Source organism: Flavobacterium sp. TS_SC_5 (assembly GCF_056156265.1).
Genome location: NZ_CM149588.1, coordinates 2,082,918 through 2,103,303 on the forward strand (window position 1 = coordinate 2,082,918; position 20,386 = coordinate 2,103,303).

Annotated in this window: 20 protein-coding genes, 1 tRNA gene and 1 pseudogene; 7 read left to right on the forward strand and 15 right to left on the reverse strand. The window is 32.8% G+C overall.

Annotated features, from left to right (window positions below; translation table 11 throughout):
* Positions 1-67: 67 nt before the first annotated feature.
* Positions 68-1,888: a UvrD-helicase domain-containing protein gene (locus tag AC0J6S_RS09255; protein ID WP_474953547.1), complete on the forward strand. Its 1,821-nt coding sequence runs from the start codon at positions 68-70 to the stop codon at positions 1,886-1,888.
* Between the two features lie 381 nt (positions 1,889-2,269).
* On the opposite strand, the gene AC0J6S_RS09260 is transcribed toward AC0J6S_RS09255, so the two are convergent.
* The 6 genes from AC0J6S_RS09260 to AC0J6S_RS09285 form a co-directional block, all read right to left on the reverse strand.
* Positions 2,270-2,671, reverse strand: a complete 402-nt coding sequence (locus AC0J6S_RS09260; RefSeq protein ID WP_474953548.1) for a hypothetical protein — start codon at positions 2,669-2,671, stop codon at positions 2,270-2,272.
* A gap of 9 nt (positions 2,672-2,680) precedes the next feature.
* Positions 2,681-3,421, reverse strand: a complete 741-nt coding sequence (locus tag AC0J6S_RS09265; protein ID WP_474953549.1) for a hypothetical protein — start codon at positions 3,419-3,421, stop codon at positions 2,681-2,683.
* 77 nt (positions 3,422-3,498) lie between these two features.
* Entirely contained in the window at positions 3,499-4,245 is a 747-nt protein-coding gene (locus AC0J6S_RS09270; protein WP_474953550.1) for a hypothetical protein, read from the reverse strand.
* Positions 4,246-4,261: 16 nt separating this feature from the next.
* Entirely contained in the window at positions 4,262-4,768 is a 507-nt protein-coding gene (locus AC0J6S_RS09275; protein WP_474953551.1) for a hypothetical protein, read from the reverse strand.
* Between the two features lie 15 nt (positions 4,769-4,783).
* Positions 4,784-5,536 (reverse strand): MntP/YtaF family protein, encoded by a 753-nt coding sequence (locus AC0J6S_RS09280; RefSeq protein ID WP_474953552.1) that lies wholly within the window; start codon positions 5,534-5,536, stop codon positions 4,784-4,786.
* Positions 5,537-5,617: 81 nt separating this feature from the next.
* Positions 5,618-5,959 carry a hypothetical protein gene (locus AC0J6S_RS09285; RefSeq protein WP_474953553.1) on the reverse strand — a complete coding sequence of 114 codons (342 nt, stop codon included), beginning with the start codon at positions 5,957-5,959 and terminating at the stop codon, positions 5,618-5,620.
* 316 nt (positions 5,960-6,275) lie between these two features.
* Here AC0J6S_RS09285 and AC0J6S_RS09290 point away from each other — a divergent pair, with 316 nt between their 5' ends.
* Positions 6,276-6,506, forward strand: coding sequence for a helix-turn-helix domain-containing protein (locus AC0J6S_RS09290; protein ID WP_474953554.1), 231 nt, complete (start codon positions 6,276-6,278; stop codon positions 6,504-6,506).
* Here AC0J6S_RS09290 and AC0J6S_RS09295 read toward each other — a convergent pair.
* Positions 6,496-6,897: a hypothetical protein gene (locus tag AC0J6S_RS09295; RefSeq protein ID WP_474953555.1), complete on the reverse strand. Its 402-nt coding sequence runs from the start codon at positions 6,895-6,897 to the stop codon at positions 6,496-6,498. The genes AC0J6S_RS09290 and AC0J6S_RS09295 overlap by 11 nt on opposite strands.
* A 38-nt stretch (positions 6,898-6,935) precedes the next feature.
* A complete protein-coding gene (locus AC0J6S_RS09300; protein WP_474953556.1) occupies positions 6,936-8,033 on the reverse strand; it encodes a tyrosine-type recombinase/integrase in 1,098 nt (365 codons plus the stop codon).
* A 61-nt stretch (positions 8,034-8,094) separates the two neighbouring features.
* On the opposite strand from AC0J6S_RS09300, the gene AC0J6S_RS09305 reads away from it, so the two are divergent.
* The 3 genes from AC0J6S_RS09305 (at position 8,095) to AC0J6S_RS09315 (ending at position 9,673) form a co-directional block, all read left to right on the forward strand.
* Positions 8,095-8,170: transfer RNA gene (locus tag AC0J6S_RS09305), tRNA-His, on the forward strand.
* A gap of 305 nt (positions 8,171-8,475) precedes the next feature.
* Positions 8,476-9,099 (forward strand): PAS domain S-box protein, encoded by a 624-nt coding sequence (locus AC0J6S_RS09310; protein WP_474953557.1) that lies wholly within the window; start codon positions 8,476-8,478, stop codon positions 9,097-9,099.
* Entirely contained in the window at positions 9,068-9,673 is a 606-nt protein-coding gene (locus AC0J6S_RS09315; protein ID WP_474953558.1) for a sensor histidine kinase, read from the forward strand. The genes AC0J6S_RS09310 and AC0J6S_RS09315 overlap by 32 nt, the downstream gene beginning before the upstream one ends.
* A 184-nt stretch (positions 9,674-9,857) precedes the next feature.
* Here AC0J6S_RS09315 and AC0J6S_RS09320 read toward each other — a convergent pair.
* The 6 genes and pseudogenes from AC0J6S_RS09320 to AC0J6S_RS09345 form a co-directional block, all read right to left on the reverse strand.
* Positions 9,858-10,870, reverse strand: a pseudogene (locus AC0J6S_RS09320) (M28 family metallopeptidase).
* 3 nt (positions 10,871-10,873) lie between these two features.
* The gene (locus AC0J6S_RS09325) at positions 10,874-11,887 is read right to left on the reverse strand and encodes a DUF3667 domain-containing protein (RefSeq protein WP_474953559.1); all 1,014 of its coding nucleotides are present in this window, start codon (positions 11,885-11,887) and stop codon (positions 10,874-10,876) included.
* A 103-nt stretch (positions 11,888-11,990) separates the two neighbouring features.
* Positions 11,991-12,761 (reverse strand): dienelactone hydrolase family protein, encoded by a 771-nt coding sequence (locus tag AC0J6S_RS09330; RefSeq protein ID WP_474953560.1) that lies wholly within the window; start codon positions 12,759-12,761, stop codon positions 11,991-11,993.
* Positions 12,762-12,870: 109 nt separating this feature from the next.
* Entirely contained in the window at positions 12,871-15,072 is a 2,202-nt protein-coding gene (locus AC0J6S_RS09335) for a penicillin acylase family protein (protein WP_474953561.1), read from the reverse strand.
* A 4-nt stretch (positions 15,073-15,076) separates the two neighbouring features.
* Positions 15,077-15,889, reverse strand: coding sequence for a cyanophycinase (locus AC0J6S_RS09340; protein WP_474953562.1), 813 nt, complete (start codon positions 15,887-15,889; stop codon positions 15,077-15,079).
* A gap of 88 nt (positions 15,890-15,977) precedes the next feature.
* The gene (locus tag AC0J6S_RS09345) at positions 15,978-16,430 is read right to left on the reverse strand and encodes an Lrp/AsnC family transcriptional regulator (RefSeq protein ID WP_474953563.1); all 453 of its coding nucleotides are present in this window, start codon (positions 16,428-16,430) and stop codon (positions 15,978-15,980) included.
* Positions 16,431-16,661: 231 nt separating this feature from the next.
* Between AC0J6S_RS09345 and rocD the strand changes: the two genes are divergently transcribed.
* Positions 16,662-17,945: an ornithine--oxo-acid transaminase gene (gene rocD, locus AC0J6S_RS09350; protein ID WP_474953564.1), complete on the forward strand. Its 1,284-nt coding sequence runs from the start codon at positions 16,662-16,664 to the stop codon at positions 17,943-17,945.
* Positions 17,945-18,907 carry an arginase gene (locus tag AC0J6S_RS09355; protein WP_474953565.1) on the forward strand — a complete coding sequence of 321 codons (963 nt, stop codon included), beginning with the start codon at positions 17,945-17,947 and terminating at the stop codon, positions 18,905-18,907. Before rocD ends, AC0J6S_RS09355 begins: the two co-directional genes overlap by 1 nt.
* An 85-nt stretch (positions 18,908-18,992) precedes the next feature.
* Here the strand turns inward: AC0J6S_RS09355 and AC0J6S_RS09360 are convergent, their stop codons facing one another.
* Positions 18,993-20,384, reverse strand: coding sequence for a RagB/SusD family nutrient uptake outer membrane protein (locus AC0J6S_RS09360; RefSeq protein WP_474953566.1), 1,392 nt, complete (start codon positions 20,382-20,384; stop codon positions 18,993-18,995).
* Positions 20,385-20,386 lie beyond the last annotated feature (2 nt).

The window sequence follows — 20,386 nt, forward strand, 5'->3', positions numbered from 1 at the left end:
ATTTTAAGTCTTTTAACAGGCTTTATAATTCAAAAAAACTACCAATAAATAAAAATATTAGAAGAATATGCAATTAACAAAAGAACAATACGACATTGTCTACTCAACTGGTGATATCAAAATAAATGCTGTTGCGGGGTCTGGAAAAACTACAACCATTATTGAGTATGCAAAGGCAAGACCAAAGACGAGCAAAATCCTTTATCTAGCGTTCAATAAGTCTGTAAAAATGAATGCGACCAAAAAATTTATTAAAAAGGATTTAGACAATGTAAAGGTGGAAACAGCTCATTCACTTGCTTACCAGTACATTGATGTCAAAAATAAATATAAAGTAAGAAATCAAGATTACAAAACACATGAAATTGCTGAAATACTTGGGTTGGATGGAAATGGAGAAAAACATGCTAAATACATTGTTGCTAACCACATCAATAGGTTTATTGCTTACTTCTGTAATAGTGAAAAGACCCACCTGCAAGATTTGAACTATTTGGAAATTGTGTCAGACTCAAATGAAAAAGCATTGGTGTCTAATTTATACCACCACATTGAAGAAAAGGCAAGTTTGCTTTTGAGGATGATGGATAGAGGAGAAATTGAAATTACTCATGATTTTTATCTTAAAAAATTTCAACTTTCAAATCCAGAACTTAATTACGACTATATTCTTTTTGACGAAGGACAAGATGCATCTGCAGCAATGCTTGATATTTTTTTAAAACAGAAAGCCACAAAGGTGATTGTTGGAGACACTCACCAACAAATTTATGGATGGCGTTTTGCCATTAATTCTCTTGAAAAAGTAAACTTTAAGAACTTCAATCTATCCACTAGCTTTAGATTTAACCAAGACATAGCTAACGTTGCAATGGAAGTACTAAAATGGAAAGAATTAATTAATTTAAAAGCATCTTCCCAAATTATAGGCAAAGGCATTGGAGAAAAAACAATATCCAAAGCAGTAATTGCTAGAACAAACCTAGGACTATTAGCAAAAGCTGTTGAATATGTGACAGAAAAGCCAACGGTTAAAAATATTTATTTTGAAGGTAACATAAATTCATATACTTACGCAGAAGAAGGTGCTTCTCTCTACGATGTATTAAATCTTTACAATAACAAGCACAGATTAATAAAAGACGAACTTATCAAAAAAATGAAAAACATTGAGGGTCTTGAAGAATATATAGATAAGACTAAAGATGTTCAACTTAGAATCATGGTTGAAATTGTCAAGAAATATGGGAATAAAATTTATGGTATTATAGAGGCAATTAAAGAAAAACATATTGGAGATAATGATAAGGAAAATGCTGAAATTATTTTTTCAACTGTTCATCGTTGCAAAGGAATGGAATATGATTCTGTTGAAATTGTGGATGACTTCATTTCGCAAGAAAAATTGGAGTGGGTTACTACTAGCAATAAAAGTGATGACCTAAAATATGCAAAACTTAATGAAGAAATAAATCTCTTATATGTAGCTATTACAAGAACAAAAAACAATATATATATTCCTGAGAGATTAATACCAGATAACTTTCCAACATCAAAACAAATCAGTATCATAACAAATGTGAAAACCGAAGAAAAACTGTGTACAACAACACAAAATCAATTCTTTCAAAAAAACATTACAGAAACTGAACCGAATAAGGCATACACTTTTGAGAAAGTAAGAGTTAATTACAAAGCTGCCTACAAACCATGGACACAGGAACTCGATAACGAACTCACTGTAATTTATTGGGAAGGTTGGAATGTTATGGATGTGGCAAAACACTTTGGACGGACGGAAGGAGCAATTAGGTCAAGAATTGAAAAATTGGAACTAGAAGAGCAGCATGGATGGTCAAGAAAAAACAGAAATCACTGTTTAAAATAAGCGGTATATTTATTTCCCAATGCAGAAAGCACAATTCGAATCAAAAGTAACAGTGGACATGCTAATTTGTTCCTAGTTGAATTTTAAGCTCTCATAGCTTTTAAAATAAGCCTGCCTATACAAGTTGTAGGCGGGTTTTATTTTTGGGAAGTCATACTCAAAACATTTGACAAAGTCATTTTTAACTAAAGTAATCATTGTGGAAAATTCAGAAATTCAGTACTTATTAGATGATAATCCGTTTAAAAAAATATTATCCATTAATCATCTCTGATACAGATATTTAAACCCCTGATAGAATATTTAGAATTCAAATAAAACACAAAAAAGAAATCAAGACGCTATATTTCGAGAGAAAACCTCAATTAAAATGAGAAAGTGTCAATTCAGTTTTTTTGTATTCCACCTTTTGTAAACAACTTCTAAAGCCAGAAATACAATCCAGAGAATTGAGAATGCAATTAAACCTTTTAGGTTAGATTGTATATCTTGAGGGTCAAAACGTCCATGAATTCTTTTATGGAAAAACTTATTTGAATAACCTTGAGCGAGCTCAATAGCTATTCCGAACAAGAATAGAATGGTAAATATTAATATGTGTCTTAAGAGTTTTTTGTTTCCAAATATTATATTTAAAAATGCAGCTGCAATAAAATAAAATGCAGAATGCAATTCTTTATCAAAATGTCTAAAAATTGATGGAAGCTTTAGCATAAATCCAAGGATAGATAACGTAAAGCAAATGCAAATCAAAAAAAACTTATTCCATTTAGTTAATTTCATAGTAATTGGTTAACCAATGTAATAATTAATAGCAGACTTACGACATTCTTCAATCATATATACCACACTCGAAACAGACATATTATTTTGAACTGCAATAACTGATTTATTTTTAAGCAGAGAGTCACACCTGTCGTTTATAGCTCCTTTGATAAATAAACCTTCCAATCCTTGAGGAGCAGTTTTACACACTTGTTTAACTAATTTATCAATGCCTGACAGAATATCTAGCTTTACCTTACCTTTATTACTGACGCTCTTGTATTCTTGAGTCAATTTATAATCTTGTGATTTATCACGATTTTTAAATACGATTTCATAAACAACAATCAACAAAATACCAAGTATTATTAAAAAAGGAATACTTGGAGTTTGAATATGATATGAATCTCCAATGCTATCTGAACTATCATTTTTGGCTACATACCTTCCTGAACTTGTAAGGTCATAAGCCTCTTCGATATTGTAGTTTCTCCTCTCTAACGAAGGCTTTACGTCAGATGCTGCACTTTCACCAAAAAGTAAATCGGATGTAGGGTTAAAATCTGAGGGATGTTCCATCTCATCTGACTTTTTTACTTCTAAAGATTTTCTAATAGCTTTTTCGATTGAATCAAATTCTACCTCTGGAGAATTTTCCATTAAGAATTCTTTTTTCGCAATACGTTCAAAATTATTTTCATTTTGTCCGTAAACTACAATTGAAAATAAACTTACAATCCCAATTGTAAATAGTGATTTTTTTATCATTTCGTGTTTTGATTATAAGTGAGACTTGATTATTCTGTCTGCAGAAAATTAAGTTTTTCACAAAAAAAATAGCAGAATTATAATGTTTTTTTATATTCATTATTTACTAAATTCTCAAATTTTATTTTGAACTCATCTTCTGTTAGTAAACCTTTTTGTTTCGACTTTACTAATAAATTATATTCCTCCGAATCTTTAAGTTCAACTATTATCTTATCTTTTCTTCGGGAGTCTTTTTTCTTATTATATTCTTCTTCAGAAATTAAGTTTAATTTAAAAAGGTTGTCTAAATCATTTAAATCCTCATTATGTAACTGTTCGGTTTTTCCTTTTATTTCATTTGAAATATCAACTGTTTTTCCAATAATTGAATTATGATAAATGAAGAATAGGAAAGGTAAAAAAATCAACAAGGAGATAAAATATTTATCATCCTCAAGAGCATTTAACCTCAATTCCGAAGTTGTCATTGAAAATACCACCCATACTAAACAAAGTTCAATTAAAAACGCAAAAAATTTAGCTTTTATTGATTTAAGATATGTTGAAATAAAATAGAAGATTACACATGATATCAATACGATTGCTACTCCAAAATATTCCTCAAAAGAACGAATCTGAATATATAAAGAGTCGTAAGACTGCTGAAATTCTGGGTGTCCTAGCTTTCCTAATTCTACATTAGTTAAATAAAGTTGAGAATTTATTTTTGCTATATCACTTATTTTTACAACAAAATATTGCCGTATTAACAAAAATAAAAATAGAATGATTAAAAAATGATAAAGTGGTTTAAAATTTCTTTGTGTTATAGTTGTTTTCATTTAGTAAACTTTGTTATTATTTAATAATTATCTTATCCTTAAATCTAAACCAAATCGGAGAAAAATAGTTTAAATCCCTTAATTCACAAGTTAATGTGATTGTGTAAAGAATGACACCTTTTTTCAATTGATACGTTTTTGAGTAAAGTTGGGGGTTTTCGGTTGTGTAATCATACCAAAATGTATGTTGATTACTTAATGTTGTCTTCCCAAGCTTTTTGAATTTTTGATTTGGTAAATACTCTTTAGCTCCATTTTCCCATTCTTTACCGTAGGTATCTAAATTGCCCACAACATCCCAAATTGCATATTTTTCATCTTCTTTAGGTATCGATTTTACAACGATAACTACTAAATTTCTTCCTTTATTGGCTTTGAAATCAACATTTGCTCCAACACTTTCAGAAACTGAAAATCCCGATGGAATTTCAAGGGAGTAATTGTATTTAGTACTTTTCCAAACCACTTGTGAATGTGAAATTAGAAAAGAAAATAATAGAGGTAATACTATAAAATTCTTCATATAGTAATTACAGAACTAATTAGCGGTAGTGTTTTCACGTTTATGTTGACTCGCTTCAGCGTAAGAATCAAAAACATAAACCTCACTATTGGTTATTTGTGACTTGTTTTCTTTTAATCTTTCTCTTTCAGTATTATCTTTACATCTAGCATCAATTTCTAAGCGAAAATTCATATCAGATGATGATAGGTTATGTTGAAGACTGATATTGTTTTCGGCATTATCTACCATTCTATACTTTTCATCTTCATTATAATTTTCAATTTCCATAATGTCAGTTGAATATACGCTTTCTTCCCATTTCGCTGAATAAATTGTTCTGGCAGGAATTTCTTCATGACGATTAATATTCTCATCTACAGTGTATACACCTTCAAATTCATACAAATCCAATTTTGGAGTTTTGATTTTTATAAGAACATAAACAAATTTCTTTAAATTATTTTTGGAAGCAACATTATTCTCTAGATTGTTGTTTTCATCAGATGAAGTAGGAGATTCTATTGCTGATTCGACTTCAAATTCTGAATTTGCTTTTTTGTTGCAGGAAAGAATAAAAAGTAAAAACAATGAGTAAACAAGTATTTTTCTCATACTATTTCTTCTAGAACCGCTATAGATTAACCAACCACCTAATCCACCAACGATAATAAAACCTGTAAAAGCTCCAGCTAAGCCCGCACCTTGTTCTTCGCCTGCCATTGTTATCATAACATTGATTCCTGCAATTAATAAAATAACTCCGATAATAATTTTGAATGTTTGCATAATTTATTTGTTGGTTTATAGAATAACTTAATCTGATATTTAATAAGAATTTCCACTTAGCAATTTACCATGCTTTATTATCTATTTAAACTTACAAACTGTTACAGTATATAATTGTTTATTCTTAGGTAACAATTTTATTGTAAACATAAAATCAAACAATCCTCCTTTGTAATTCATGACAGAAACATCTCCATTACCTGTAATGTCTCTTAATACCCCTCCGAAATTCTTAATCTGCTTAAAATAAGAATCTCGCAATTCTGCTGAGGTGAAACTTGCGCTAGTTGCTAAACCTTCATAAAGAGAAATTATAATAATATCTCCATATTTGTTCTCATAATTTATAGCATCATCATCGCTACTCGAAGTAACCCATCCTTTATCCTTCAAATACTTGTCAGAAGAATTTACGTCAGTCATTTTGTGAATTGATATAAGTTGACTTAAACTAATCGTTTGTGAATTGGACGATAGACTTACAAATACTAATAATATTATTAAAAGTGACTTTTTCATAATTTTTGGTTTTTATACTCAATTTGAGATTTCTTAGGTGTTTATCTATTTATTATAAAAATAGTTTATCTGATTAGCAACATTCTTTAATTACAAATATCAGTTAGGACTAATTAGAATCTTTACGGGATTCCTCATTTGTATTATTTTCTTTTCAAATATAAAAAATTGGACGCATATATGCACTCAAATAATTTTTATTTGTTGTTGACCTTTGAATATGATTTCAGGTCAAGATTTTCTAGTAAATTTAGGTGTTCACATTCGGCAGATTAGGGAGGTAAAAAAAATCTCGCAACAAAATCTCGCTGACTTGTGTGATTTACCTAAAACAACCATTGGACGAATCGAAAGGGCTGAAATGAACACTACAATCAAAACACTAGTCAAAATTGCCAACGCTTTTGAAATCGAACCAAAAGATTTACTAAATTTTAAGATTAAAAATTAAACCTGTGTTTTCTTAAAAGGTCAGAATATTGCCTTAGATTCTTAAATTCATTTTGTAAAATCGGATTCATCTTGTCGTAATCATAATCGTGTAGATAAAACGACAGCTCTAACAGATAATCCTCTAAAATGCATAGCTCCTCCGAATAGTCTCTGTTCTGGACTCTTAATTTAGGATGGTTTTTTGACCTTAATTCTAATATTATATCATCTATAGCTTTATCTTTATAATCTATTCCTTTCTCTAAAAGCTCTTTATTGATTATCTCTGAAGAAGAATAAATATTGATTATGTCTCCATCTTCATTTACATAGCTGTTGTTAATTCTATTCTTAATTAAAAGATTGAACTTTTCCTCCAGAGGAAGGTTGATTTTTGTGGATATCAGCATAACTCTTTAATTGTTTAATGGTTTGTATTAAGCTTTATTTACAAATCAGGCATATCCTCAACATCTAATTGTTTAACACCCAATCCTCTTAAATAAGTTAACGACACATTCAAATTACTATGCCCCATTACTTGCTGTAATTTACTCAAACTCCCAGTTTTTTCATATACGTTTATAGCTCCAGTATGTCGGAAACTATAAAGAGTATTACCTGTCTTAATCAATTTAGACTCCTTTTTGTACCTGCCCCATAAAGTTTTGAAGTAATCTTCATTAAAGGCTTCAATTGTATTTGTAAATATATTATGTTCTTCTTCTCCTTTAACTAAAAATTGTTGAATAAATTTAGGGACAGGAACTATTCTATTTTTTTTTCCTTTATTTCTAGCACCTGAGAGACTAATAATTGTACAATCTTCGTTGAAATCACCCCATTTAAGATTTCGAATTTCTCGATGGGGTCTCAGTAAACAACCATAGGCTAAAATACAACAAAGATGTAGATTTTTGTTTCTATTTGCTAACTCTTCAAGTACCGATTTTATTTCAATAATAGGCTTATGAAGTACTTCTTCTTGTTTGACTAATTTAACTGATGGAAATGGATTGGTTATTTTGTATTTGATGTAGAATTCTGAAAATAAAGATGAGTAGTTTCTTTTATAATTTAGCTGTACACGCTTAGATTCGCTAATGTTATTCAATACAGCCTTAATTATGGTGATGTCAAATTCACTCAGCATCAATTTATTATAATTGTTGGACATTAAATAATCAATTAGTTTTTTTTGTGCATAGGTTAAATCTTTTTTATAGCGTGGACTATAATCAGAGTTCATTTTTTGTTGAAAGCTTAATCTACAGGCTTCAATGACATTAATATCAATTTGCTTACTCTTTATAAGTTTTAGTTCTTTTACTGGTCTCCAACCTTTATCTAATTTTTTTGAAAATGACTGTAACATTAGTTGAAGTTCTTTTTCTAGATGTTTTTTTTCACAAGTATTAGGGGAGTAATCCTCTCCAATTACTTTTGCATTAAAAAAACGGTATCGCTTATTATCATAATAAAAAGAGATGCCAACTCGACCATCATTTAATTTGAAGGTTCTTAAATTTTTGAATTCATAGCTCATTATCTGCCACTTTTGCGCCACTTTTTAACTTATGTCGTATATTTGCCACCGCTAAGCAAATGGTGGTTGTAGCTCAGTTGGTTAGAGCATCGGTTTGTGGTACCGAGGGTCGCGGGTTCGAGCCCCGTCTCCCACCCAGAAAGCAAAAGCTTCGAAGAAATTCGAGGCTTTTTTTGTGGAATAAAGTGTCGTGAGATTATGAAGCTATTTTTATTGGCTTGAATATTGTAAAAGAATAAAATGTAAGTGAACAACTAAAGCAGACCTATAGAATTTTGCTTCAAACAAAATTGGAAAGCTCATACTGTTTGGATTGCGAGGTTAGCGCTAATAGTTTTTGTTTACAGAAACACGATTCCTTTTGTGTATCTTTGAACACATTGCATAGTTAAATCAAACTAATATAAGCTTTCAAAATTTTAAATATTATTTATATAATTTAATGGAAAAAGAGAAAATCAGTTCTAAAATTCTTAAAAGTAATTACATTCCAACTGCCGAATTTTATAGCCAAATAATAGATAGTTTACAGGATTACTCGATTTTCACTCTTGATAATGAATTTATAATTAACAGCTGGAGTTCAGGTGCAACAAAAATATTTGGATATGAAACAGATGAAATTATAGGAAAACCTTTTGATCTGATTTTCACGGAAGAAGATATAAATAATGGTATTCCACAAAAAGAAATTCAAACAGCATTAAAAGAAGGAAGAGCAACAGATAACAGATTGCATATTTGTAAGGATAGGAGCGAATTTTATGCTTATGGTTTAGTTTTTCCGCTTATTGGCAGTGAAGGGGAGATGTTAGGATATGTTAAAATCCTGCGAGATCTGACGGAGCGAAAAAAATCAGAGGATGCTATAAAAAAATATGTAAAAGAACTGGAAGATCTTAATACACATAAAGAGAATGTTCTTGCCATAGTTTCCCATGATTTAAGAAGTCCTTTATCCGGAATTATCGGAACGGCGGAATATTTGAAAAAAAATCTAGACAGATTAGAATCCAGTAAGATAAAAGAAATGCTTGATTTACTTCAGAAAAACAGCTGTCGATGAGTTGAATATGCTTGATAATTTAGTGGAATGGGCAAGAATCAAATATGCATCTGAGGTGTTTTCTCCCACAAAAATTGTGTTGTGTGATTATGTAGAAAAAGTTTTTGAGTCCTTGCATGAAACGGCTTCTTTGAATGCGATTACTTTTCACAATGAAATTAAACCCGATACCACTGTTTTTGCTGATGGAAAAATGTTATTATCCATTTTTCAAAATATACTTTCTAATGCTATAAAGCATTCTTTGCCCGAAGGTGAAATTTCGGTTTTAGCAAATATTGAATCGGAAATGCTCATAATTCAGATTAAGGATTGCGGAATTGGAATGTCTAAAGATGTTCAAGAAAAACTTTTCACTCCGCAAATGAGTACACTTTCGAAAGCAAGGAAAGATAACAAAGGTGCCGGAATTGGACTATTATTGGTTAAAGGATTTTTAGAAAGAAATGATGGAGAAATATGGGTTGAAAGTGAAGAAGGAAAAGGAACCTCTTTTTACTTTACCTTACCTCTTGAAAAGCCTTTGTATAAAATTGATAGCGTGGATAAAATACAATTCGACGAAAGCGTTTAATAAATGAAGAATAAAAAAAGAGCTTTGAAGTGATTCAAAGCTCTTTTTTTTATGGGGTTTGCACAAGGGATAGTAGTGGAAATCCTTTATTGTCTCGTTTGTTAACGAGACGATAAAGATTGTAACGGATAGCCCGACCATGCTGTAACGCTAGTGAAAGCGTGGATGTGCCCGAAGAGGAAATCTATTTTTTATCTACAATAGGTCTTTCGTCACGGTTAGCTAGTTCCCAAGCGGTTACAAATGCAAATCGCGCTCTTTTAGTTAACGCATCATATTCAATTTTGTCTGGACTATCCGTCGGTTTATGGTAATCAGCATGCACTCCGTTGAAAAGAAAAACGGATGGAATGCCATTTTTAGCAAAGTTGTAATGATCTGAACGTTCATAGAAATGGTTTGGATCTTTAGGGTCATTGTATTTATAATCCAGATCTAATTGGATGTATTTCGCGTTTGCAATGGTGCAGATGTTGTCTAAATCAGTTGATAATCGGTTTGCTCCAATCACATAAACGTAATTGTTACTTGCTGCATGAGCTTCATCACGACGGCCTATCATATCAATATTGATATTAGTAATAGTGTTCGCCAACGGGAATAACGGATTTTCAGAGTAATATCTTGAGCCATGCAATCCGTGTTCCTCGCCGGTTACATGAAGGAACAGAATAGAACGTTTTGGGCCATGTCCTGCTTTTTTAGCGATTTGAAACGCCTGAGCGATTTCAAGTAAAGCAACAGTTCCTGAACCATCATCATCGGCACCGTTATAAATCTCATCGTTTTTTGTGCCTACGTGATCGTAATGGGCAGAAATTACGAGGACTTCATTTGGTTTTTCAGATCCTTCAATGTAAGCCAAACGTTTTCTGAATCTGGTAAGTTTTCATTTCGCTTTGCATTCAGGAAAGCTGCCGGAATTTTTTGGTAAAAGTCAGATGCCCCAGTTGGGAAACTGATACCATTTTTCTTATATTCATTGATGAGGTAAACACCTGCTTTTTTTTGGCCTGCTGAACCAGTTTCACGGCCTTCCATTTCGTCTGAAGCAACAATATAAAGGTGCGTTTTTAGTTCATCAGCAGTAATTGTATTCATGAATTTCGTTGGGTCGGCAAGAGTGACACTCGCTTTTTGAGAAGTACAGCTTATGGTTAAAATAACCATTAAACCTAATAAAGGGATTTTTTTCATTTTTTAATGTAAATTAATAAAGGTGTATATAGCAAAAATTAATAGAATAATTAAGATAAGAATAAAGTTTAGAAAAAATAACAGGCTACTTTTTATAAAAGATATCAAGCGTGTTTCGCTATAAAAGCGATGGTGGGCGGGATAAAAATAATAAATCATCCATCCGATACCAATAAAATTAACTATAATCTGTACGAAAGTGACAAAACTTGATTCTGTAAATGGAGACAACGCTTTGTTTAAGAGATACAAAAGCAGAAAAATCAATAATAAAAAGGAGAAATAATGTAAAGTAAAAATGCCGTGATCAAAGTAATACCAACGTTTTTTATTATGGAATAACCAAAGAAAAAAAGCGAAAAGAGGCATGAATACAAATAGAACTTTCGGCAAGTTATGGGTGAAGGAACTAATGAATTTTTTAATAATTTCATCCGTCGTGTTTTCCTGTTTAACGATTTGAATTTTTTTATTCATCCAATAACTAAAATCAGATAATTTTTCAGACTCGGGTGCATGCTTTTGGATGGAGTCTAATTGCTCGACTGATTCATATCCAAAATTGAATATTTGATTTTGTTCTTCGACTTCAGTTTGATGATTTTTTATAGAATCATTTTTGGAAATCGTACTCTGGAATGATTTGTTTTTTGTGGTTATGGTTGATTCCTTTTTTGGAGTGCTATCAGAAGAATTAACATTATTGGGGAAAATGGCAACTATTAAAAACGTGATAAAACTGATAAATATATAAAGCCGAACAGGAGCTAAATAAGACAATCTTTTTCCGGAAAGGTACTCTTTAGTTAGCGCAGCAGGTTTGAATAAAAGATTTTTTATAGTGCGCCAAAAAGCGTTTTCATAATGTGTTAAATCCTCAAAAAAATGGATAAAGAGGTGGTGAAACGTTTTTCGAGTATCGGTATTTTCTTGTCCACAATTCGGACAGAATCTATTTTCAACCACATATCTGCAATTGAGGCAGGTTTTGTCGGTTCTGATTTTACTTTTTGACATAAAAAAAAACAGTATAAATTCTAGATTTCTGTTAAATTTCAATAGATAAAACTAACAAAAAAATGGAACTTATACTGTTTTTGAAAAATATATATTTTCTGAATTATTTCAAAACTTCTTTTAAGAAAGAATTCATGCGTTCCCAAGAACGTTTGGCAGCTTTCTCGTTGTAAGCAGCACCTTTAGAATTATCGTTTCCAGCTTCTGGATCTGTAAAAGCATGAACAGAATCAGCATAATAGATCATTTCCCATTCTGCTTTTGTATCTCTCATTTCTTGTTGAAAAGCGGCTACTTCTGCAGCTGGCACATACGTGTCATCAGCGCCGTGTAAAACCAAAATTTCTGCAGTGATTGGATTGTTTACTCTCGAAGCATCACGACCTAAACCACCGTGAAAAGAAATGGCTCCTTGAATTTTCATTCCTGCTCTTGCTGCTTCAAGTGCTCCTGTTCCTCCAAAACAATATCCAATTACTACAATATTATCCGGATTTGCGCCCGATTTTATTAATTGATCCCAAGCTAATTGAATGCGTCTTTGATAATCAGCAAAATTAGTTTTGTAAAAACCAGCTTGTTTTCCAGCTTCTTGCGTGTTTTTTGGATAATTTTCTTCACCATAAATATCAGCTACAAATGCATAATAACCCATTTTTGACAATTTTTCTGCTGATTGTTTGGAGTGGTTATCAATACCTTTCCAAGCAGGAAGAATCAAGATTCCAGGTTTAGTTTTGCTTCCTTTTTTTGGAGCAATTGATAGTCCGTTTAATTTTTGATTTCCGTCTGTGTATTTTACAGCTTTTAATTGTGCAAAAGCACCATTGGAAAACAAAAGAAATCCTAATAAGGCAAAGAAAATATTTTTCATATTGATTGTTTTTTTTTCAAATATCTCAATTAATTTATTCTGAAATTATAACTGCGATTTTTTTAATTGATAACTGTATTTTTAATTCTTATAATGAACCGAGAAGTTCTTATTCTCCCGGATGATAGGTTTTTTCGGCATTTTTTTGGACATCATCTTTGTAGAACAAGACGTCTTTGAACTGTCCTTTTCGATACATTTCAGCCTGATCGTAAAAATGTTTCGATTTTGGATCACCGCTGTTCCCGCCTGCAAGTATTGATTTGGCTTTTATCTTTGGTCCAAATTCGACCGCGCAGACAAAACTATTTCCATTAAATCCATAGCGTTTTTTAGTATCTTTTTGGTAATTGCTTTTGTAAGCTGGTAAACTTCCCCAAAGTGCCGGTCCGTAACCAATGGGCAAACTTTCAAGAGCATCGTTATAAATCAAATTAATGTCGCCGGAAATTCTTTGGAAACGATTGATTTCCCCCCAAGGAATTTGCCAGGTTCCAAATTTAATTTTTAATTCATTCACTACCATTTGCAATTGCGGAATAAGTTGGTCTGGAAAAGCATTTTTTGTAAAATTCATCGTGTTTTCAACTTGGTCTAGTTCTCCTTCATCTGTGTATACTTTTTGAATAATAGGATCTAATTTATAAGCCCATTCCACGGCCAGAGTTGTAGCAACAGAATTTTCTTTGGCATAGTAATCCCAATTTTTCAGTAGCGATATCGGTTCTGAGAGTTCTGCGTAAAGTTGATCTTCAACGCTAATATTTTTCTCAAAACTAGAAACTAACGCTGGAATTAAAAATTCAAAAGCCGTCAGTTTAGTATCATAACCGTCAGCAATTACTTTGTCGAGAGTGTATTTATGGCCTTTGCTCAATAATCGTACGGCATTTAATCCTCTGAAACTTTCACCATCCGGTGCCATGTATGGCAAGTAGTTTTCTTCTTTTGGACTATTTTCACCCGCTACAGTAAAAGGTGTAGAATTGCAGTTTTGCAACCAACCGTTTATCGGATTATAAGAATGTACCGTTTCTGACACTTCGTGCAATCCTTTCCATTGTGTTGCTGGTGTTGTGCCGTCCATCACTTTTGACCAATTCAGTTTTTTATCCCGAACAGGAACAAAATTTCCATGCCAATACGCAATATTTCCTTCTTTATCAGCATAAACGGTATTATTTGAGGTGTTTGCTTTCAAATCCATTGCTGTTTTGTAGTCTGCAAAGCTTTTTGATTTTGTTCGTATCCAACTTTGCTCCAAACTTTTCATCGAACGATTGTTCGATTTTAAGCTAATCCATTTTCCATCTCTTTTGGCCATAATTGGACCGTGATTGGTATGATAGGTGTTGAATGTTTTAGGAATCAATTTCCCGTTTTCCAGATATTTGATGGTTATTTTTTTCTCGATAACCGGTACTAACTTATTATCGTATTCGTAAAATAGTTTGTCATTTTTGGTCACGATTTTCTCGGCATACATATCCGCTACATCCACATTTGAGGAGGTATGCATCCAGCCACAGTTTTCATTAAATCCTTGGTAAATGAAAAATTGCCCCCAAGTTACTGCTCCGTAAGCGTTCAATCCTTCCTCGCTGCTCATTTGTATTTCTGGTCTGAAATAAAAAGTAGTATGTGGATTAATATATAAAATAGAATTTCCCGATGCAGTTTTTGAAGGAGCAATTGCAAATCCGTTAGACCCGGTTTGCACATCTTTTTCGCGTTCTATGTACGACACTTTATCGGTATTTCCGGAGTAGAAAGCTTTCAATTCTCCGGTTGATAGATCAGCGGTGCTTATGGCCCCAATGCTTCCATCGGTCCAAAGCAACGGGAACCACGGTTCAAAATGAGTCAATAAAGCGGGTTTTGCTTCGGGGTGATTGTGCAGGTAAAAGTTGATTCCGTCCGCATAACTGTTTAATAATTTTTTTAACCAAGGCGCTGCTTTTTTATAATCGGCTTTAGCTTCTTCAGTGTCCATCAAAAGTTTAATTTCTAAATCATTATACAAAACCGATTGTCCTTTGATTTCCGAGAGTCTCCCGAGTTTTTCAATATAATTCATTTCTACACGTTTGAAATCGTCTTCACATTGGGCATATAACATTCCAAAAACGGCATCAGCATCTGTTTTGCCATAAATGTGCGCAATTCCCCAATTGTCCCTGATGATAGTGACTTGTTGCGATATTTTTTTTAGTCTTTCTATTTCTTGATTTGATATTTTTTGCGAAAACATCGAGAAACTAAAACAAAAAACTACCATTATTAGCGCAAAATGATTCTTAAAATATTTCATTTTATTAAATTTTAAATTTTTGACCTTCGTGATACACAGCCATTTCTAAGTTTTTGATACTTACTAAATTTTCTTTTTTAGATCTGGCAATTCCTTTCGGTTTTTTGACCACAATAACTTCGCTTTCGCCAACAATTTCTATTTCTTTATTGCGAACAATCAGCGCAGTACTTTCGTCGATACCAATTCCTATGTGAGTTGGAAATTCAACCAAAGCAGAGAGTAAACGGTTGTAGCGGCTTCTTTTTAGAAAATGCTGGTCGATAATCACGTTTTTTATAAGTCCCAAACCGATTGTTGTTTCCAGATTATCGTATCTGATATTGTTAAAAGTTTCGGTGTATTTGGACTCTAATTTCTGATTTCCCGTAATCATGTGCTCACACATTACTGCCGCTCCGGCGCTGGTGCCAGCAATTGTGCTTCCGTTTTTGTATGCGTGATGAATTGCTGTAAATGTAGGAGTGTTTTTAACGACATTCATAAACCGTGATTGATCGCCTCCGCTAATGAAAATTAGTTTGGCGTTTTGCAAGGAATCGTTCAGCACTTTATTAAAAGCGGTTGTATTGTTAAAATTTAACATAATAATTGGATTTGGGGTCAGTTTTTCGAATTGCTTTTTGAAATAAATATAAGCACTATCCGGTTCTTTGGTTGACATTGGTAACACAACCACATAATCTTTTTTCCCCAAATCCGCCAGTCTTACTAATTGCGTCATCAATGTATCAGATCGATGTCCGCCACCAATGATGAATAAATTTCCTTTCGTTTTTTGCGCTTGTAAACTGCCGCAAAATATAAATGCAAGCATGGAAATAAAAAATTTGAAATAGAGTGGGGAATGGTTCGTCTTTATCATGGGTTATTTTTTAGAAGTTAGTTCAATATTTAAATGAAGATTACAGAGAAACATTCCTTTTGAAAGCACAACCCAATTCAATTATAGAATCTGTTTTGGCAATACCTGGAATAGTATCAATTTTTTCATAAAGGACTTTGCGCATGTGTTCGTGGTCTTTGGCAATAATTTTTATGTAAAGGGTAAACGATCCGGTAATATAATAACACTCTGTTATTTCAGATATTTTTTTCAGTTCTTCAATAATCCTATCTGAATCCTGATCTTTATTTAACGTGATTCCCGTAAAAGATCCCCAATCATATCCTACCTTTTTTTCATTGATTATAGGTTTTATTCCGGTAATTATTCCTTGTTCCATTAATCTGTTGATACGTTGATGCACCATCGTATTTGATATTTTTAAATTGGCTGCAATGGCTGAATACGCCATTCTTCCATCTTTTTCTAATTCTTTAATAATATTAATATCGAATTCGTCCAGTATTTCCATGTTGGTTTAATTTTAAATGATGCTTTTGTGTTTGTATAAAAGTACTTATTTTTATTTATTTCGAAATGCATCTGAAAATCGAAATGTTTATTTAAAAAATGACTTATTTTCAATCTAAATTAATCAAATATTTTTAAATAAACTCGTTTTAAAAGTCAAAATATTTATTTTTATTGGTAAATTAAAAAAAAATAGTAATTTTGTGCTTTCAAATAGTAAATCCGAAATATCATGACACATACAGAACAAAACCTTTCTTCAAAATCTGAAGCGTTGATAGCAAAAGAGAATCAATATGGTGCACACAATTACCATCCATTACCTGTCGTTTTAGAAAGAGGTGAGGGCGTTTATGTCTGGGATGTAGATGGAAAAAAATATTTTGATTTTTTATCTGCATATTCTGCCGTAAATCAAGGACATTGTCATCCAAAAATTGTGGGTGCTATGATTAAACAAGCACAAACATTGACACTGACGTCGCGTGCTTTTCACAATGATCAATTAGGACCTTTTGAGGAATATGTGACCAAGTATTTTGATTTTGATAAAGTATTACCCATGAATACTGGTGCCGAGGCAGTAGAAACTGCATTGAAGTTATGCAGAAAATGGGCGTATGAGGTAAAAGGAATTCCTGAAAATCAAGCGCAAATTATCGTTTGTGAAAATAATTTTCACGGAAGAACAACAACAATCATTTCATTTTCGAATGATGAAAATGCACGTAAAAGCTTTGGACCTTTTACAGCTGGATTTATTAAAATTCCATACGATAATGTCGAAGCATTGGAAAACGTTTTAAAATCAACCAAAAATATTGCTGGATTTTTAGTGGAACCTATTCAAGGTGAAGCAGGAGTTTACGTTCCTTCCGAAGGATATTTAGCAAAAACGAAAGCACTTTGTGAAGCACATAATGTTTTGTTTATCGCTGATGAAGTTCAAACAGGAATTGCGCGCACCGGAAGATTATTAGCAACTTGCGGAAATTGCGATTGTAAAAAAGGATGTGAAAATACTCCTGAAGTAAAACCAGATATCTTAATTCTTGGAAAAGCAATTTCTGGTGGTGTGTATCCTGTTTCGGCAGTTTTAGCAAATGATCACATTATGAACGTGATTAAACCGGGACAACACGGATCTACTTTTGGAGGAAATCCTATTGCAGCTGCTGTTGCAATTGCGGCGCTCGAAGTAGTAAAAGAAGAAAATTTGGCACAAAATGCAGCTTACTTAGGCGAAGTTTTAAGAACAGGATTGAATGAAATTGCTTCCAGAAATCCATTAATTACATTGGTGAGAGGAAAAGGCTTGTTGAATGCGATCGTTATCAACAGTGATGAAGAATCCGACTTAGCCTGGGATATTTGTATGAAATTCAGAGATTATGGATTATTGGCAAAGCCAACACACGGCAACAAAATTCGATTTGCGCCGCCATTGGTAATTACGGAAGCTCAAATACACGAATGTTTGGCTATTATTGAAAGAGCATTAAACGATTTCAAATAATGGGAAAAACGATAAAATTAATAAAGAATCGATCCGATATTGGAGCTGGTACACGAGGATCCGATTTAGGAATTGATGCTATAGAAATTGCTGCAATTAATAAAAACAGTGATTATTTTAATCAATTTGAGTTTGAAGATGTCAAAACACATAACGAATCGATTTATGATAAAAATCGCAGTTCATCTGCTAAAAGGATTGAGCACGTTGTGGAGCAATGCACCCGAGTTTGTAATGCAGTCAAAAAAAATATAGAAAGGAATTATTTTCCAATAGTATTATCGGGAGATCATTCCTCAGCATTAGGAACTTTAAGTGGAATCAAAGCCGCGTATCCAGAGCAAAATATAGGTGTATTTTGGATTGATGCGCATGCTGATTTGCATTCGCCTTACACTTCGCCTTCTGGAAATATTCACGGAATGCCTTTATCTGCTGCTCTTGGCGATGATAATTTGAGTTGCCAGAATAACGAAGTCCCAGCTGAAACGCAGCAGCATTGGGAGGACATGAAAAATATTGGCTATAAAGGACCAAAAGTTTTAGCCGAAAATCTGATTTATTTTGGTGTTCGTGATACCGAAGAAGAGGAAGATAAGCAAATAGAAAAATTGCAGATCAAAAATTATAAGGTGGACGAAGTGCGGTATCGAGGTTTGTACAAATGTGTCACTGAAGCATTATCAAAATTATCGCATTGTGAAGTTTTGTATATTTCTTTTGATGTGGATTCCATGGATTGTGATATGATTTCGTATGGAACGGGAACTCCAGTTCCTAAAGGTTTCGATCAGTATGAAATTATTGCAATCATTAATCAAATTATCCATACCAAAAAGGTGGTTTGTATCGAGTTTGTTGAGATCAATCCTTTATTAGATACTAAAGGAAATAAAATGGCAGAAACGGCTTTTGAAGTTTTAGAAGCCATAACCGCGGAGCTTATTATTCCTGTTGAATAGTTTTTTGGAACGTATAAAAAATCCCGAAATCTTAATTGATTTCGGGATTTTTTGGTAATGGTTTTATCTAATAAATGAAGTTTGATTATCCTCCGTAACCAGGATTTTGACTTATTTTACTGTTGGTATCCATTTCTCTTAAAGGAATAGGAAATACTAAAGAGTTGTCATTATATAAAATCAATTCTGTTCCATCAGCAAAAACATCAATTGAAGCTTTTGTTCTTTTTAAATCATGGATAGCAAAACCTTCCATTGCTAATTCCAACTGGCGTTCTCTTAAAATAGTTGCTAGTGTTACGGTTACGAAATTTGTAGCATTTGCGCGAGTTCTCAATAAATTAATATCCGCTACCGGAGTGTTTCCTACAAAAGTTGTGGCTCTAAAATTAGCTTCCGCTCTGATAAGATACATTTCTGCCAAACGAATTAAGGGAACATCACCAAATTGATTGGTATATTTGGAAGTCAATCTTCTGCCATTGTCCGGGTTGATGTAATTAAAGTTACGTCGTTCATCAGCAGGATCTGTAAATTTAGCTAAATAAGTAGATCTGATTTCGATATCGCCACCACGACCACCGTTGTTTTCAGAAGCATATAAATTGGTCATTTCATTTTCTCCTGTCTGTTTTGTGATTTGGATTGCAAAAATATCCTCACTTTGGTTTACATCATGGTTGAAAGCGTTTGCATATTTAGTCGATAATGTGCGTCCGCTATTTTCAATTACATCATGAGCCGCATCTCTGGCCGCAGGGTAATTTCCTTGTTGCAGATAAACTCTTGCTAACAACGCTTTGGCAGCATATTTATCAGCATAAAAACTATTATCTGCTGGAAGGTCATTGTAAGCTAGATTCAAACCGGCAATTATTACCGTGTATACTTCGTCAACAGTGCTTCTTTCTTTTGCCAAATCAATAGTGAAATCATAGATAGCATTTGGTCTGATAACCACGCCTAATTGTGCATTGGCCTGCCCTGCTTCGTACGGTTTTGCGAAGAAACGAACCAAATCAAAGTACGCCAATGCCCTTAGGAAATTAGCTTCGGCAATCATTGTCGCTTGTTTTTCCAGATCTTGTACTTTATCTATGTTTTCAATAACAATATTTGCCGCATTAATTATTTGATAATTTCGGGCATAGATTTGCTGAACAAAAGCATTGTTTACAAGAATAGTTTTAGAATACATTTGGCGGCATTCGCCAAAAGTTCCTCTCCATCTAAAATCTGTAGTAGCAGTTATTCCCGTTTGTGCCAATAAATCTGCAGAGGTCAATATGCGACCTCCGTAAACATCGCCATCAGCCGCAATAGCATAGGCACCTGTTAATATGTTAGTAATGCCGGTTTCCGTACTTAATGTTACCGTTGCATCTTCATTTTGTCTCGGATCAATTTCTAATTCATTATCACAACTTGCAAAAAAAGTAGCGAAAAGAATAAATAAGATTAATTTATTTGATTTCATTT